The sequence below is a fragment of the Pradoshia sp. TA40_28 genome (assembly GCF_059694525.1).
The window spans coordinates 46992-61498 of the sequence record NZ_JCATZO010000003.1; the positions used below are offsets into that span (position 1 = coordinate 46992).

Annotated in this window: 15 protein-coding genes; all 15 read right to left on the reverse strand. The window is 38.6% G+C overall.

Annotation, left to right across the window (positions count from 1 at the left end):
• Positions 1-162: 162 nt before the first annotated feature.
• Positions 163-915: a DNA repair protein RecO gene (recO, locus tag AC58NB_RS04355; protein ID WP_497425606.1), complete on the reverse strand. Its 753-nt coding sequence runs from the start codon at positions 913-915 to the stop codon at positions 163-165.
• Between the two features lie 29 nt (positions 916-944).
• Positions 945-1088 (reverse strand): YqzL family protein, encoded by a 144-nt coding sequence (locus AC58NB_RS04360; protein WP_497425607.1) that lies wholly within the window; start codon positions 1086-1088, stop codon positions 945-947.
• A 700-nt stretch (positions 1089-1788) separates the two neighbouring features.
• Complete coding sequence (era, locus tag AC58NB_RS04365; protein WP_497425608.1) at positions 1789-2709, reverse strand: GTPase Era; 921 nt, start codon at positions 2707-2709, stop codon at positions 1789-1791.
• 302 nt (positions 2710-3011) lie between these two features.
• Positions 3012-3395 (reverse strand): diacylglycerol kinase family protein, encoded by a 384-nt coding sequence (locus AC58NB_RS04370; RefSeq protein WP_497425609.1) that lies wholly within the window; start codon positions 3393-3395, stop codon positions 3012-3014.
• Positions 3379-3849 (reverse strand): rRNA maturation RNase YbeY, encoded by a 471-nt coding sequence (ybeY, locus tag AC58NB_RS04375; protein ID WP_497425905.1) that lies wholly within the window; start codon positions 3847-3849, stop codon positions 3379-3381. Before ybeY ends, AC58NB_RS04370 begins: the two co-directional genes overlap by 17 nt.
• A gap of 14 nt (positions 3850-3863) precedes the next feature.
• Positions 3864-6014 carry an HD family phosphohydrolase gene (locus tag AC58NB_RS04380; protein WP_497425610.1) on the reverse strand — a complete coding sequence of 717 codons (2151 nt, stop codon included), beginning with the start codon at positions 6012-6014 and terminating at the stop codon, positions 3864-3866.
• Between the two features lie 152 nt (positions 6015-6166).
• The gene (locus tag AC58NB_RS04385) at positions 6167-7144 is read right to left on the reverse strand and encodes a PhoH family protein (RefSeq protein ID WP_497425611.1); all 978 of its coding nucleotides are present in this window, start codon (positions 7142-7144) and stop codon (positions 6167-6169) included.
• A gap of 3 nt (positions 7145-7147) precedes the next feature.
• Positions 7148-8335 (reverse strand): sporulation protein YqfD, encoded by a 1188-nt coding sequence (gene yqfD / locus AC58NB_RS04390; protein WP_497425612.1) that lies wholly within the window; start codon positions 8333-8335, stop codon positions 7148-7150.
• 16 nt (positions 8336-8351) lie between these two features.
• Positions 8352-8636, reverse strand: a complete 285-nt coding sequence (gene yqfC / locus AC58NB_RS04395) for a sporulation protein YqfC (RefSeq protein ID WP_497425613.1) — start codon at positions 8634-8636, stop codon at positions 8352-8354.
• Positions 8637-9192: 556 nt separating this feature from the next.
• Entirely contained in the window at positions 9193-9747 is a 555-nt protein-coding gene (locus AC58NB_RS04400) for a YqfB family membrane protein (RefSeq protein WP_497425614.1), read from the reverse strand.
• A gap of 37 nt (positions 9748-9784) precedes the next feature.
• On the reverse strand, positions 9785-10783 hold the full coding sequence (gene floA / locus AC58NB_RS04405) for a flotillin-like protein FloA (RefSeq protein WP_497425615.1): 999 nt from the start codon (positions 10781-10783) through the stop codon (positions 9785-9787).
• A 30-nt stretch (positions 10784-10813) separates the two neighbouring features.
• On the reverse strand, positions 10814-12130 hold the full coding sequence (locus tag AC58NB_RS04410; protein ID WP_497425616.1) for an NfeD family protein: 1317 nt from the start codon (positions 12128-12130) through the stop codon (positions 10814-10816).
• A gap of 133 nt (positions 12131-12263) precedes the next feature.
• Positions 12264-12713 carry a GatB/YqeY domain-containing protein gene (locus AC58NB_RS04415; protein WP_497425617.1) on the reverse strand — a complete coding sequence of 150 codons (450 nt, stop codon included), beginning with the start codon at positions 12711-12713 and terminating at the stop codon, positions 12264-12266.
• A 14-nt stretch (positions 12714-12727) separates the two neighbouring features.
• Entirely contained in the window at positions 12728-12901 is a 174-nt protein-coding gene (gene rpsU, locus AC58NB_RS04420) for a 30S ribosomal protein S21 (protein ID WP_066105253.1), read from the reverse strand.
• Positions 12902-13150: 249 nt separating this feature from the next.
• Positions 13151-14503 carry a tRNA (N(6)-L-threonylcarbamoyladenosine(37)-C(2))-methylthiotransferase MtaB gene (mtaB, locus tag AC58NB_RS04425; protein ID WP_497425618.1) on the reverse strand — a complete coding sequence of 451 codons (1353 nt, stop codon included), beginning with the start codon at positions 14501-14503 and terminating at the stop codon, positions 13151-13153.
• Between the last annotated feature and the right edge of the window lie 4 nt (positions 14504-14507).

Consider the following 14507-nt stretch of genomic DNA (forward strand, 5'->3'; position numbering starts at 1 on the left):
AGTGCCTTCTTTGGTTGATATGTTCCGGCTTACACCTTCCCGGACTCGCTTAGCATATCGTACTCCAAATACTACTTTCCTTCACTGTAACTACATATTAATTTATCTCACATTCTATACAATAATGACCATCATTGTCAATACAATCACTAAAAGCAATGGTTAAATATCACCTTTGAATTTATTCATTTGCTTCAGAAAACGCTTTGCTTTAAATTCGACACCTAAATACTCTCCATAATATGCATCAAGGACTTTTCTGATTTCCTGTTTGGTCTCTTCTTTTATCGAAATTGTGCCCAGTCGATTTAAATCCATATAATACAAGATACGCAAAATCCGCACAACAGCCGGCGATATCTTAATTTTATAAGGATCTATATGGTCACACCGGTGGCACAATAAACCACCTTCTCTTACAGAGAAGACAAACGTTCCATCCTGCGCTCCGCAATTTACACAACGGTTTAACTCAGGAGCGAATCCAAAAACGTTCAGCATTTTCAATTCAACAATATTCATGATAATTTCCGGATCATATTCTTCATCAATGTAATGGAGCGATAAATAAAAAAGATCATACAAAGATGAATGAGGTTTTCTCTCTTCTGTACCTTTATCCAATAATTCCGCAATAAAGGCTGCATAGGCCGTTAAGAAAATATCCTCCCGGATGGAACGGAAGGATTCAATGGTTTCAGCCTGCTGTAATTGCCCCAGCCCACGGCTTCCTTGAAATAAATATGTACCATAATGGAATAATTGAGTGACAGCTGCAAAGCGACTATTTGGCTTTTTCGCTCCTCTTGCCATCACTCCAATTTTCCCAAACTCTCTGGTATACAACGTAATAATTTTATTTGTCTCACCATAATCAGTACTGCGAATGACTATTCCTTCGCATTTTGTCAGCACGTCACTCACTCCAATATGACGGCAAGTTATTAATTTATAGGGATTTCCACTTCTTCGTATTCCTCTTTAATCACTTCAGATTGGCCTTCATTCTGTCTTTCTAGTTCCTTAAAAAGAAGATAAGTATCCACACTGCCGGTTTGTCTAAAAACATTCCAGGTAAAGTTAATCATACTTATACCACCTTTCGTTGATAAAGATTACTTTCGTCCTTATCTACGATTAGCTTCACCAACCTGAATAAAATCATGTGATTAAAAATTTACTAATTGAATTTCCCCCTCATTGCCGAATAAAATTAATTTTTTCAAATATGCAAACAGAATGTTGGTTAGGAAGACTTTTCCATATTTTGGTGTTGGTCTTTGTTCCTTGATACATGTTTCTGTCTTATCTCTAAAACTCCTGCTTGTCGAGAGTAAGGGCAAGGTCATCCTGCCCTTTATGCAATCAAGCTTCGACTCCTAGCTCCTCGAGGTCATAAGTGTAGCCACTTCGGGAGGAAAGGTCACCTCCCTACGTGCCTCCTCTTATGCTTGTCGGAGGCCTACAGGATGCAGGTCACAAAGACGTTGCCACACGATGTGGCGTTCTTAGTCTTTGTTCCTTGATACAGCCGTCTCAGCATCTTAATTAATCGAGCTTCAGGGCCTAGGAGCTCGAGTCATAAGCAAACTCTACGGGAGAAGGACCCTCCCTTCGAGTATTCGTCTTATGCTTTTCGCTCCTGACCAAGGCCCTTCAGCATCTTTATTCAATCGAGCTTCGACGGCTAGGAGCTCAGGACATAAGCATAGCCACTGCGGGGAAGAACCCATCCCCTACGTGCCTCTGTCTTATGCTCCTCGCTCCTGACCAAGCCGTCTCAGCATCTTAGTATTCATCCTCCCTAAATCCGATATCTCTTAAATGGGAGGCTTTGTTTCTCCAGTCTTTTTGGACTTTTACCCATAGTTCAAGGAATACTTTTGATCCTAATAGGTTTTCGATGTCTGTGCGTGCGCGTTGTCCGATTTCTTTAAGCATAGCCCCTTTTTTGCCAATAATGATTCCCTTTTGAGAATCACGTTCGACAATAACGGTTGCCATAATGTGGACTGTTTCTGATTTTTCTTTTCGCTCGATTTTATCAATCACAACTGCCAGAGAATGAGGTACTTCTTCTCTTGTTAGATGCAGCGCTTTTTCACGAATCATTTCAGAAATAATGAACCGTTCGGGGTGATCTGTGATTTGATCAGCCGGATAATAATGAGGTCCCTCTGGTAAATAAGCATTTATTTGCTTGATCAATGTTTCAATGTTATTTCCCTCAAGTGCGGAAATCGGTACAATTTCTGCAAAATCATATTTTTCTTTATATGAATCAATAATTTTAAATAATTCATCTGGGTGAACTAGGTCAATTTTATTAATGACAAGGAAAACAGGTGTTTTATATGATTTTAACTTTTCAATAATGAATTCCTCGCCGCGTCCAAAACCTTCTTCTGCATTCACCATAAATAGAATGGCATCTACTTCCTGCAAGGCGTTAGAAGCTACCTTCATCATAAAATCACCAAGCTTATGCTTTGGTTTATGGATTCCCGGTGTATCAATAAATATGATTTGACTATCATTCGTTGTCAGTACACCTTGAACTTTATTGCGTGTGGTTTGAGGCTTATCACTCATAATCGCAATTTTTTGTCCAATGACCTGATTGATAAAAGTTGATTTGCCCACATTTGGTCTTCCTATTATGGAGACAAATCCTGATTTAAACTGTTTAGTATTGGTTGTATTAGTCATGTAAATCCTCCGGTGTAAAGGCTTTTAGGCAGCAGCTCTTGAACTATAGTTTTCACTAGATAGCTTAAATATTTGTTCAATAATTTAGCATATCATCTGTCGACATGCGCTTGCATAGCGAAAACAGACGCTCCGTATAGCCACTTACCGCCAATTATTTTTATTTGTTCGTCCATGAGAAAAAGCCGAAAAGCAGCTATTCTTTCAGCGGTATTTTTCAATGCTCCAGCCAGGAACAAACAGCACTCTTTTTACTCATTCCATAACATCTAATTATCCATATCTTACTTTCTCTTCTTCATTTAAACAAGCATATACCAAATCTTTGGCAGAAAAATAATAAGACCCACGATAACAGAATAAATAGCATACACCAATACCGCTCCGGCAGCTAAATCCTTTGCTGTCTTCGCGAGAGGATGATACTCTCCTGTTACAAGGTCAACCACCTTTTCAATGGCTGTATTAATAAGTTCCAGCATTAGCATTCCAACAATCGCTGTGAGCACAAATAACCACTCTATCTTACTAATCGAGAAGTAAAAAGCCGCTATACAAACCATGATAGCGGCAGTCAGATGGAACTTAAAATTCGCTTCTTTTTTTGCTCCATATATAATTCCCTGCCAGGCATACGTAAAGCTTTTAAAAAATCGATACAGCGTCTTCTTATCTTGCAAGCCCATACTGATCCAATAATTCTTTTTGTCGTGAGAACATTACTTTCTCATCTTTTTCGTTCATATGATCATAACCTAGCAAGTGAAGGAAGCCGTGGATAGCTAAAAAGCCTAGTTCACGTTCATAAGAGTGGCCATACTCCTCAGCCTGTTCTCTCGTACGGTCAATCGAAATTATAATATCCCCAAGGACGGCCGGGACATCCGTGCCCTTAATTTCGATTTCTCCCTCTCCCATTTCCTCCATAGCAAATGAGATAACATCCGTCGGAGCATCTTTTTGACGATATTCTTTATTAATTTCATGAATTCGTTCGTTATCCACAAAAGTTATAGAGACTTCACTGCCCTCTTTTACCTTTTCCTGAATGGCTGCAAATTCAAGCAGATTTGTGACAAACTCTTGTTGTTCTGCAGTTACTTGTTCTGTTTCATCTAAAATATCAATAGTTAGAATCAATTCATCCACCTTCTCTACTCTTTTTCTAATTCTGGATATTCAATCCGGTTATGAAAGATGCCAGCTAACGTTTCACAGAATGACTGGCTGACCTTCTCCAGTTCCTTAAACGTTAAATCGCATTCATTTAACTGTCCATCATTCAGTCTATCAGCAATTATTGACTTTACAAGCTTTTCGATTGTTGCTTGCGTAGGGGATTTCATCGATCGCACAGCCGCTTCCACACTATCAGCAATTCCAATAATAGCTGCTTCCTTCGTTTGCGCTTTTGGTCCCGGATATCTAAAGTTTTCTTCCTTAACCTCAGCTCCCGCTTCACATGCCTTATGATAAAAGTATTTTAGCAAAGTTGTCCCATGATGTTGCTCTACAATATCTACAATCTCTTTAGGCATCTTATATTTTTTTACCATTTTGGCGCCATCTGTTACATGTGACACAATAATCTTTGTACTTTTCTCTGGCGACAAATGCCCATGAGGATTCTCGATATTGATTTGATTTTCGATAAAATAATACGGTCTCTTTGTTTTTCCGACATCATGATAATAACAACCTACTCTGGCAAGTAAACCGTTGGCACCAACCGCTTCACAAGCTGCTTCTGCCAGATTGGCCACCATGACACTATGATGATATGTCCCTGGAGCCTCCGTCAATAATTTTCGTAAAAGTGGATGATTTGGATTTGATAATTCAATCATCCTAATAGAAGAGAATATACCAAATCCTGTTTCTATAAAAGGAAGAATACCAATGGTAAAGACTGCTGAGATTACTCCTGAAGCAATCGCTGCTACATGTATCATAATATAATTAATGCTGCTTCCGCCAATCCACATCAACCCTAAGACCATGACTAAATTAATAATTGAATTAATCAGGCCAGCTCGGAGTATACTGGTACGCTCTACTCCTTGTTTTAAAAGAAGGATTCCCGATATACCGCTTACAAGAATGTAAATGCCCATGGTCACATTCACGGTCCCTGACAATTCCTCTTTAAACATAATGCTACCGATCACAGAAAGTACGACCGTTATTCCCACAGCATAGCGTTCTCTCATTAGAATTGTGACTAGCATCGCAGACATCGCAGCCGGAAAAAAGTAAGCAATGGTTTCATGACTTAATCCAACAAATATATGAATAATCTTCATTACTAGTAATGCCAACAAATAAATGATACTGAAAATGTATAGATTATCCCGATGTTTCACATTCACATGTTCAGATTTTGTAATCGTAGGTCCAAACATGATATATACACCCGCAAAAACCACGATAATAACAGCTGCCAATCCAACATAAGGAAGAAGCGAATTTTCACTATTTAGGAGACCTACCAGCTTTAACTGGCGATAGACTTCTGTATCAATTAAATATCCTTCCTCGACAATAATCTGCCCTTGAAGAATTCTGACTGGTTCAACAGATTCACCAGCATTTTCTCTTGCTTTCTCCGTTGACTCAGGATCAAAAAAAACATTTTGAATAATGGCATATCTTCCCAAATCAATGGAGGCTGATTTCAATTTAGCCGGAAGACTTGTGTATTTAATCCCCTCTTCGACTTTCTTTTTGGCATTTTCCACCTCATTGGCCCTAATGCCATCTTTCATCATTTCATTGATGCTCGTGATTGTAATGTCTTTAGCAATGGATAGATCAGATAAGGTTGATCCAAGGAGATTAATCAACGTTTCATCTGATAAGTCTTTATTGACATTGTCAGTTAATTTCCCTCTTAAATCAGCCACATAATCTGCAGGCTTTGATAATGTAAGTGCCGCATTCTCCTGCCCTTTCTTCACCTCTTGATTTTTCAAACCGGCAGTAACTACACTCTCTGCAGACGAGTAAATGTCATTTATTAATTTGACTCTCTTTTTTACATATTCCTTATTTACTGTATAAACATCTTCAACACTATTTATAGCTTTTTGCTGTTTTTCTTTTGTCTCAACAGGATCTTCTATTGTTTTTGGAGACCGAATAGTCGTTTCAGCCACATTATAGAGTTCAACATCTAGTTTTTCCGGTTTGACGCTCCCGAATAAAAAAATAAAGGAAACGATCGTCATTAATAGAAGCATACTTATCTGTAAAGCTGGCTTAGATACCCAATTTTTGATAGAGCTGACTATGTTTTTAAATTTCATACGTTCCCCTTTCTGACGGAGAATATTTATCTATGTATAATTTTCTAACACTTTATGTAATAATAACAGGTTTTACGGTTTGTTTCACTCAGAACTGTATAATTGAAAGATAATAATAAAAAAGCCACAGTTGATCTGTGGCATGTTTATTCTTATTTTGACTCGTGAGTTTGTTCAACGTTTTCATATGCCTGGATAATTTTTGCTACGAGCGGATGTCTAACCACGTCCGTTTGGTCTAAGTGGATAAACTTAATGCCTGAGACATCTTTTAAGATTCTTTCAGCCGCCCTCAATCCAGATTGCACACCACGCGGCAGGTCTATTTGTGAAGTATCACCAGTTACCACTATTTTTGAGCCAAATCCAAGTCTTGTCAGGAACATTTTCATTTGAGCCTGAGTTGTATTTTGTGCTTCATCAAGAATGACAAAAGCATCATCAAGTGTTCTGCCCCTCATATAAGCTAAAGGTGCTATTTCAATTGTTCCGCGTTCAATAAGCCTAGTTGTTTGCTCCAATCCAAGTATATCGTGAAGCGCATCATACAAGGGCCTTAAATATGGGTCTACTTTTTCCTTTAAATCTCCTGGTAAGAAACCCAGACTTTCACCTGCTTCGACAGCAGGTCTTGTTAAAATAATTCGTTTAACATGGCCATTTTTCAAAGCAGTTACAGCCATGACGACAGCTAAATAAGTTTTCCCCGTTCCAGCAGGACCAATCCCAAATACTAAATCCTTGCCTCTTATAGCAGAGATGTATTCTTTTTGACCTAAAGTTTTTACACGGATCGATTTACCCTTAGCACTTCTCGCAACTTCCTCATCATATAAATCAGCGAAGTACTCCAAAGTACCGCTATTCGATAAATTAATGGAATAGACAACCTCGCGAGGGCCAACCTTAATTCCTTTACGAATGATAGCTAATAGCGTTTGCAGTATATTATCTGCTTTTTCCAAGTTCTCTGGGATACCGGACACACTGATTGTTTCACCTCTGGAAACAATATTGACATCCAGCTCGCTTTCCAATATTTTTAGATTGCTATCATTTACACCAAACAGTTCAACAGCCTCATTTGGTGATTCTAATTGTAGATTAATCAATTTAGACTTTTCTGACATGCCTTAGTCTCCTTGAATCATCGGTTGTCCGATTGCAATATTTTCTAAAACTTGATAATGTATAGTCATTTTAACTTTACCATTGTCAAGCCGGTTTTTCAAAATTTTTTTATTCATGATTCTGGCTCCATCAGGGGCAATCTTGAGAACATCTTTTTCCCCCATCTTCAAAGCCTGCTTTTCTGCTTCAGGTTTCGTATATACTCGGGTAACCTTTTCCTTACTGCGATATATTTTTTTATGATAGGTGATTGGAAGGTCCCACTTAAAAAATTTAAATCTTTTTCGGTCTTCTTCCACTTCATACTCTTTGAAATCATGATGACCAAATCCCCATATGGGCACTTGAACGTTACCAAAGCTAAGATTGTATTTATTCTTAGCATCACCATTAAACACATATAAATTCGTCTCAAGCGGTACTTCCACACTTGTTTTATACCAGGCTTCCGCCATGACTTTTCCTTTAGCCCCAACAAATTTCTGATTGTCTTCTTTTCCAATAAATCCACTGACAAGGATTTGCCCTTCGGTGACAACCTGGTTCTTTTCAACCAGCCCTTGTCCCCTTTCAACCATCGTTTGAACAATTGTTGCTTTTTTGGACGAAACAAGATTTACATATAAATCAGCAGGATTTTTTTCGGGTTGCTTTTTTTCAACCACCTGAAAATGAAAGGTCGTCCCTTCCAACTGCACACCTATCCAGGTGATAGCAGGCACCCGTAAACTGAGTTCTTTTTGAATGTCTTCCATATCACCCACCGTGAACTGGAGCTTGCCTACTTTTATATTCATTTTATCCAATTCTCTTTTTACCTGATGTTCAATCGCTGGACTTGCGCCTTCTATTTTGATTCCCCAAATCATATTGGATAGAATAAAAATAATAATAAAAAACATCATAACTCCAACAACCAAGCCACTATATTTTTTTAACTTTAAGGCAAAAAAAGGCCCTCCTTTCCTTTCTAAAAAAGAGACCTTGCACTCACTATTCCTAACCGACCTCCTTAACTTAGGAAGATCCTGCAGCTTCATATAAAAAATAACCGTTTCCGTGCCCATATTTTTTGCATTCCAAACTTGAATCCCCTCTTTGATCATTTTGTTAATTAATCGTTCTATGCCTCGTCCTTTTATTTGCACCTTAATATACCCAGTAATCGTATTCGTCCAATGATTTTTCATAAGAACCTCCTATAGGTTATTCTTCAAGAAAGTAAACCTGATCAATTTTCCCTTCAAGTAAGATTTCTTCCGGAAGAATCGTTTTTAATACAAAGTCGTGACCTTTGACAAGGAGTTGTCCGTTCTTAAGCAGTAATCTTAATTCCTGGTCCGAAAACGTAAGTAAGCCTTTATGATTTTCTATGTAAATATGGATTTGACCCACCATTGTGATTCTCGGTAAATCCATCATGATATCCTGGGGCAGGTCCATTGCGGCCGTGACCCACCTTTTTAAACGATAACCCCATGCACGAGCCATAAAGAAACCTCCCTCTCCCCATACTAATTCTGGTCATTAGTTATAAGCTATGGTCAGTAAAATCACTTCATTATCATACCTATTCTAAAAGAGCCCATAAAATGCTAAATTAAACATTCCTTCTCCATACTACATATGTTGAAAAAGGATTCCCCAGTCATTCTTTTCAATCTAAATACACTTAAACCGCAATCATAATATGCGACTACAATTGGGTAATTAGATCAATAAATAGTAAAAGAGAGGTTTTTGAAAGGAAAATTCTATCTATTTAATCCACGAAGGTTTAAAGCGAGGCATAGATCGGTCTAATTTTTTTAAATATAATAATATAATTAAACCTATATCTTAGAATGGAATATCGAGAGAAGGATTTGATATTAAGAGGTTACTACCGTCAAAAATCTTACAAAATACAATATAAAAAATACTGGTATAACATATACCAATAAACGCGGGAAGTGCCAAAACCTGCGTTTTTTTTGTACTTCTAGTATCATTAGCTAAAAAAAAGCTGCAGACAAGAACTCCAAAAAGGTTCTGTCTACAGCTTTCTTTATCTAATCTGTTTTCTTCTCGAACGAGGCGGACCCAAGATTTCCGACATAATAAACGCTTCCTGCAGGTCGATGTTACGTACATCAAATCCCTGCTTGACAGGCTTTACGTGTGTTTGTTGAGTTGCCTGTTTTACCGCTTTCTGAACCAATGGCTTGAATTCCTTTGGAACACGTATCTCAGCCTGTGTTTCTTTTATAATAACCGGCTTCTCAGCTTGTTTTACTTTTTTCTGCTGTGCCTCATATTGCTCTTTAATCGTTTGAGCAAGAGAGGTTGCTTCTTTTTCAAAATCAGGACGTTGGCTTACGGACTTTTTAAGTTCCCCTTCACGTTCCTGGATTTTTTTGCGAATGTCTTCATCATGATTGCGTACGACTGTTTGCGCTGGGCCCCTAACAGGTTCGCTTTTGTTTATTGGAGGAGACGTATATTTTCGATTCGGTTTTTCGTCAGGCTCCTCCGTTCCTTTATTCCTTTGAAAAAACCAACTTATTAAAGATATTATCAAAAACAAGATAATGGGATTATCCCAAATAGCTCCTATAACCATGAATAGGACCTCCTTTTCCGGCTTTCAGATAGGGACATTAATCATTATCCGGATTGCGATCGTCCTTGTTGGCTTTGCCGATGGATTCTCTCATATGCGTATCAGAAGCAAGGTTTTGATAGTTCATATAATCCATAACGCCCATATTGCCCGCTTTGAAAGCGTGAGCGATAGCAAGCGGTACTTCAGCTTCAGATTCAACAACTTTCGCTCTCATCTCTTCTACTCTTGCTTTCATCTCTTGTTCTTGCGCAATTGCCATGGCACGACGCTCTTCAGCTTTCGCTTGGGCAATCTTTTTATCTGCTTCTGCTTGTTCTGTTTGCAGTTCTGCACCAATGTTTTTGCCGATATCCACATCAGCTATATCAATGGATAAAATTTCAAATGCTGTTCCAGCATCCAGCCCTTTACTCAAAACAGTTTGAGAGATACGTTCCGGATTTTCCAAAACAGTTGTATGGCTTGCACTGGAACCTATCGTGGAGATTACACCCTCACCAACCCTGGCGATAACAGTCTCTTCCCCTGCACCCCCAACCAAACGTTCAATATTGGCACGTACAGTGATTCTTGCCTTCGCTTTCACTTCAATACCATTTATAGCTACACCTGCAATAAACGGCGTTTCAATGACTTTAGGGTTTACACTCATTTGTACCGCTTCTAGTACGTCACGGCCAGCTAGATCAATTGCAGCACAACGTTCAAATGTTAAATCAATATTGGCACGATGCGCAGCGATTAATGCATTAACTACCCGATCAACATTACCACCCGCTAAATAATGACTTTCCAATTGATTTGTCGTTACGTTTAAACCTGCTTTAGATGCTTTAATTAAAGGGTTGATTACACGGCTTGGAGATACGCGACGCAATCTCATCCCCACTAATGTAAATATACTCACTCGTACTCCGGCAGCAATCGCAGAAATCCAAAGCATAACCGGTACAAATGTAAATAGTACTGCCAATAAAATGATTACTAATGCGATGGCCACAAGAGTAAATATAGATGCTGATGTTAATACCATTACGTTAAAACTCCTTCCATACTTTTATTATTATGAATCTAATGGTCTTACTACTATACGGGAACCTTCTGTTTTAATTACTTTAACATGTGTTCCCTTTATGATAAAGCTACCTTCACTTACTACATCAATTCTTTCTCCTTCAAGCAATAGCGTTCCGGAGGGTCTTAAATCAGTGACCAGAATACCTACTTTTCCAATTAACTCATTACGATTAATATTTGATACATAGCCGCTCTCTGTATCCGTCGAATCAGTGAGAATGATTTTATCAAAGGCCGTCATTCTTTTCCCGAATACTTTAATTAAGAGGACAATTGCTATAAATCCTGCAATCAAGGCAATTAATATAGCTATTGACATATGCTCCACATCTCCCGCAGCAAGATAGAAACTTGCTATTATTGCTATAAAACCAATGACGCCTACAATACCGCCAGGAAGGAATATTTCCAGTAAAAGTAATCCTATACCAACTATAAATAGAATGAGCGATTCATATCCGGCCAAACCTGAAACCATATGTCCATAAAAGAACAATAAAATAGATGTTAAACCAGCAAAACCAGGTAAGCCAAATCCAGGCGAATAGAGTTCAACAATAAGGCCTATGGTTCCGATTGACAATAGGATAGGGATTACAATCGGATTCGTAAGAAAACGTGCAACTTTATCAGCAAAGCTTTCTCCAAAATGAATCAGCTCTGCATCTTTATATCCTAATGTTTTCAATAAATCCTTCTGGTTTTCAACCGTACCTTCACTATAGCCAACCTTTAAAGCCTGATTTGCTGTTAGTGTAAGCAATTTCCCTTTTTCAGCTCCATACTCTGGCAAATCAATGTCTTCATCTGCCATTGCTTTCGCATAAAGAGGATCCCTTCCACTGGATTCAGCAGCCTTTTGCATATTCGCAAGCCAATAGGACTGTGCTTTTTTATCGGCTGCATTACCATCAGATGTGATAACAGCTGCCGCACCCATTGTACCACCGGGCACCATATAGATTTCATCAGCGTTCAAAGAGATAAAAGCACCTGCAGACAAGGCTCGGTTATTGACAAAGGCGACCGTTTTTAATTCGGTATTTGCAAATATCTCACCAATTTCATCGGCTGCATCTACCGCTCCGCCAGGTGTATTAATATCAAATATAATTGCCTTCGCTCCATCTTTTTCTGCAGTTGCGATCGCTCGTTTTAAGAAATTAGATAGCCCTTTTTCCACCTCATCCTGCAGAGGTACTATGTATACTTTATCTGTGTTCGCATTTCCTGACGGTGGACCTAAGATTCCAGTTAAAAAAAATGCAAAGATGAGGATAAATGTCCACCATCTTTTCCTCATACCTTTTCACCTCCTATCCTCTATTTTTTTGTCTATAATTCATTATACGTTATTATTATGCATAAGTTTCACAATACTTTTAGTTAATAGGATATAAAAAACCCGCAAATAGAATTTGCGGGTTTTAAACGTCTTATTTTGTAAGATTTTGCAGTACAAGTTTATTGACTAAAGATCCATCAGCTTTACCCTTCACTTTTGGCATGACTGCGGACATTACTTTGCCCATGTCAGCCTTGGAAGTGGCATTCGTCTCGGCAATCGCTTGAGTAACAATCGCATTTAACTCATCCTCGGATAATTGCTTTGGCAGATATGCCTCCACAATTTCGATTTCTGATTGAAGCTTTTCGACCAAATCCTGGCGTCCTGCTTTATCAAATTCCTGGAGGGAGTCTTTGCGTTGCTTTAATTCGCGAGAAAGTACGGTTAACTCTTCATCTTCGGATAATTCTTGTTTACCAAGCTTTATTCCTTCATTTTGAAGAGTAGCCTTCACCATTCGGATGACGGAGAGCTTGTCTTTTTCTCTGTTCTTCATAGCTTGTTTCATATCGCTGTTTAAACGCTCAACAAGACTCATTAAGGGCACCTCTTTTAGAACTTGCGTTTTCTCGCAGCTTCAGACTTTTTCTTACGTTTTACACTAGGTTTTTCATAGAATTCGCGCTTTCTTACTTCCTGCATAGTACCTTGCTTGGAAACTGTGCGTTTGAAGCGTCGAAGAGCATCTTCAAGCGATTCGTTTTTCTTAACGACTGTTTTAGACATCTCTTTCCCTCCCTCCGAGCACAACAACTCTAATTTCCTACACATAGAAGGAAACCATGTACCATCAAATTATAATATATGTCTCATTCAAGGTCAACTGTTATTCCTATATTCGTGTAGGTTAATTAGTTAATAATTTTTAAACAGATTAAAATAGTTTAAATCTGTCATTAATTATATACCTCAACCGAAAAATATCAAAACGGGCGGATACAAAGAATTACTCTGTATCCGCCCGCCTTTTAATCATTATGAATTAACGACAGCTTGTTCGACCGTGTCATCCAGAACTCGCACAAATTGTCCTTCATTGTACGGATAGCCAGCTTTCGTGATTTTTACTTTAACTATTTTCCCTACCATTTCTTCTGTAGCAGGGAACACTACTTTCAGATAGTTATCTGAATAGCCTTGGTATAAGCCCTTTGCCTCTCCATCTTCAAATGGTTCCTCTGGAATCACTTCCAGAACTTCATTTTCATACTGAGAAGCATATTCTTTGGCAAGCTGCTCTGATAAAGATATTAAACGGTGTACACGATCATTTTTTACATCTTCGTCTACTTGATCTTCCATACGGGCAGCCGGAGTACCAGTCCGTTTTGAATAAGGGAAAACATGCAGTTCAGAGAAACGTTGATCCTTAATAAAATTATACGTTTCCATAAACTCTTCTTCTGTTTCACCTGGAAAACCAACAATCACATCTGATGTTATAGCTAAATCAGGAAGAATCTCACGCAATCTATCTAATCGCTCCGCAAAGAATTCAGAAGAATATTTACGGCGCATACGCTTAAGAACAGTATTTGAAGCTGATTGTACAGGAATGTGCAAGTGAGGAACCACTTTGTCAGATTCGCGCAATACTTCAATGACTTCATCTGTTATTTGAGAGGCCTCAATGGATGATATCCTGATACGTTTCAGTCCATCTACCTTTTGATCCAATTCTCTCAATAACATAGCCAGATTATAATCCTTCAAGTCTTCACCATAACCACCAGTATGAATACCGGTTAAGACTATTTCTTTATAACCTGCTGCGACAAGCTGCTGTGCCTGGCGAACAACTTCCTGAGGATCACGAGAGCGCAGCAAGCCGCGTGCCCAAGGAATAATACAAAATGTACAGAAATTATTGCACCCTTCCTGAATTTTAAGAGATGCCCGCGTCCGATCTGTGAATGCCGGCACGTCCATTTCTTCATAAACTCTCGTTTTCATGATATTTCTTACGCCGTTAATAGGTTGTCTTTCAGTTAAATACGTATCAATATAACCTATTAGTTTATCACGATCCTGCGTACCCACTACAATGTCCACGCCGGGAATTGCCATAATTTCTGCCGGTGAAGTTTGTGCATAACAGCCTGTTACGCAAATAACAGCATCCGGATTCTTCCGTACTGCCCTTCTAATAACCTGTCGACTCTTCTTATCCCCAGTATTTGTAACGGTACATGTATTAATCACATAAACATCTGAGCGTTGTTCAAACTCTACTCTTTCGTAACCTGACGCTTGAAACAGCTGCCATATTGCTTCTGTCTCATAATGATTGACTTTACATCCTAATGTATGGAACGCTACAGTTGCCATTCCC

Coding starts and splice junctions, on each gene's coding strand:
- AC58NB_RS04385 (WP_497425611.1), bottom strand. CDS start 7,144: ATGTCAGAAAAGTCTAAATTGATTAATCTACAATTAGAATCACCAAAT.
- mtaB (WP_497425618.1), bottom strand. CDS start 14,503: ATGGCAACTGTAGCGTTCCATACATTAGGATGTAAAGTCAATCATTAT.
- yqfD (WP_497425612.1), bottom strand. CDS start 8,335: ATGAAAAATCATTGGACGAATACGATTACTGGGTATATTAAGGTGCAA.
- yqfC (WP_497425613.1), bottom strand. CDS start 8,636: ATGGCTCGTGCATGGGGTTATCGTTTAAAAAGGTGGGTCACGGCCGCA.
- AC58NB_RS04410 (WP_497425616.1), bottom strand. CDS start 12,130: ATGAGGAAAAGATGGTGGACATTTATCCTCATCTTTGCATTTTTTTTA.
- AC58NB_RS04380 (WP_497425610.1), bottom strand. CDS start 6,014: ATGAAATTTAAAAACATAGTCAGCTCTATCAAAAATTGGGTATCTAAG.
- rpsU (WP_066105253.1), bottom strand. CDS start 12,901: ATGTCTAAAACAGTCGTTAAGAAAAACGAATCGCTTGAAGATGCTCTT.
- AC58NB_RS04415 (WP_497425617.1), bottom strand. CDS start 12,713: ATGAGTCTTGTTGAGCGTTTAAACAGCGATATGAAACAAGCTATGAAG.
- AC58NB_RS04370 (WP_497425609.1), bottom strand. CDS start 3,395: ATGGGCTTGCAAGATAAGAAGACGCTGTATCGATTTTTTAAAAGCTTT.
- AC58NB_RS04360 (WP_497425607.1), bottom strand. CDS start 1,088: ATGATTAACTTTACCTGGAATGTTTTTAGACAAACCGGCAGTGTGGAT.
- AC58NB_RS04400 (WP_497425614.1), bottom strand. CDS start 9,747: ATGGTTATAGGAGCTATTTGGGATAATCCCATTATCTTGTTTTTGATA.
- floA (WP_497425615.1), bottom strand. CDS start 10,783: ATGGTATTAACATCAGCATCTATATTTACTCTTGTGGCCATCGCATTA.
- era (WP_497425608.1), bottom strand. CDS start 2,709: ATGACTAATACAACCAATACTAAACAGTTTAAATCAGGATTTGTCTCC.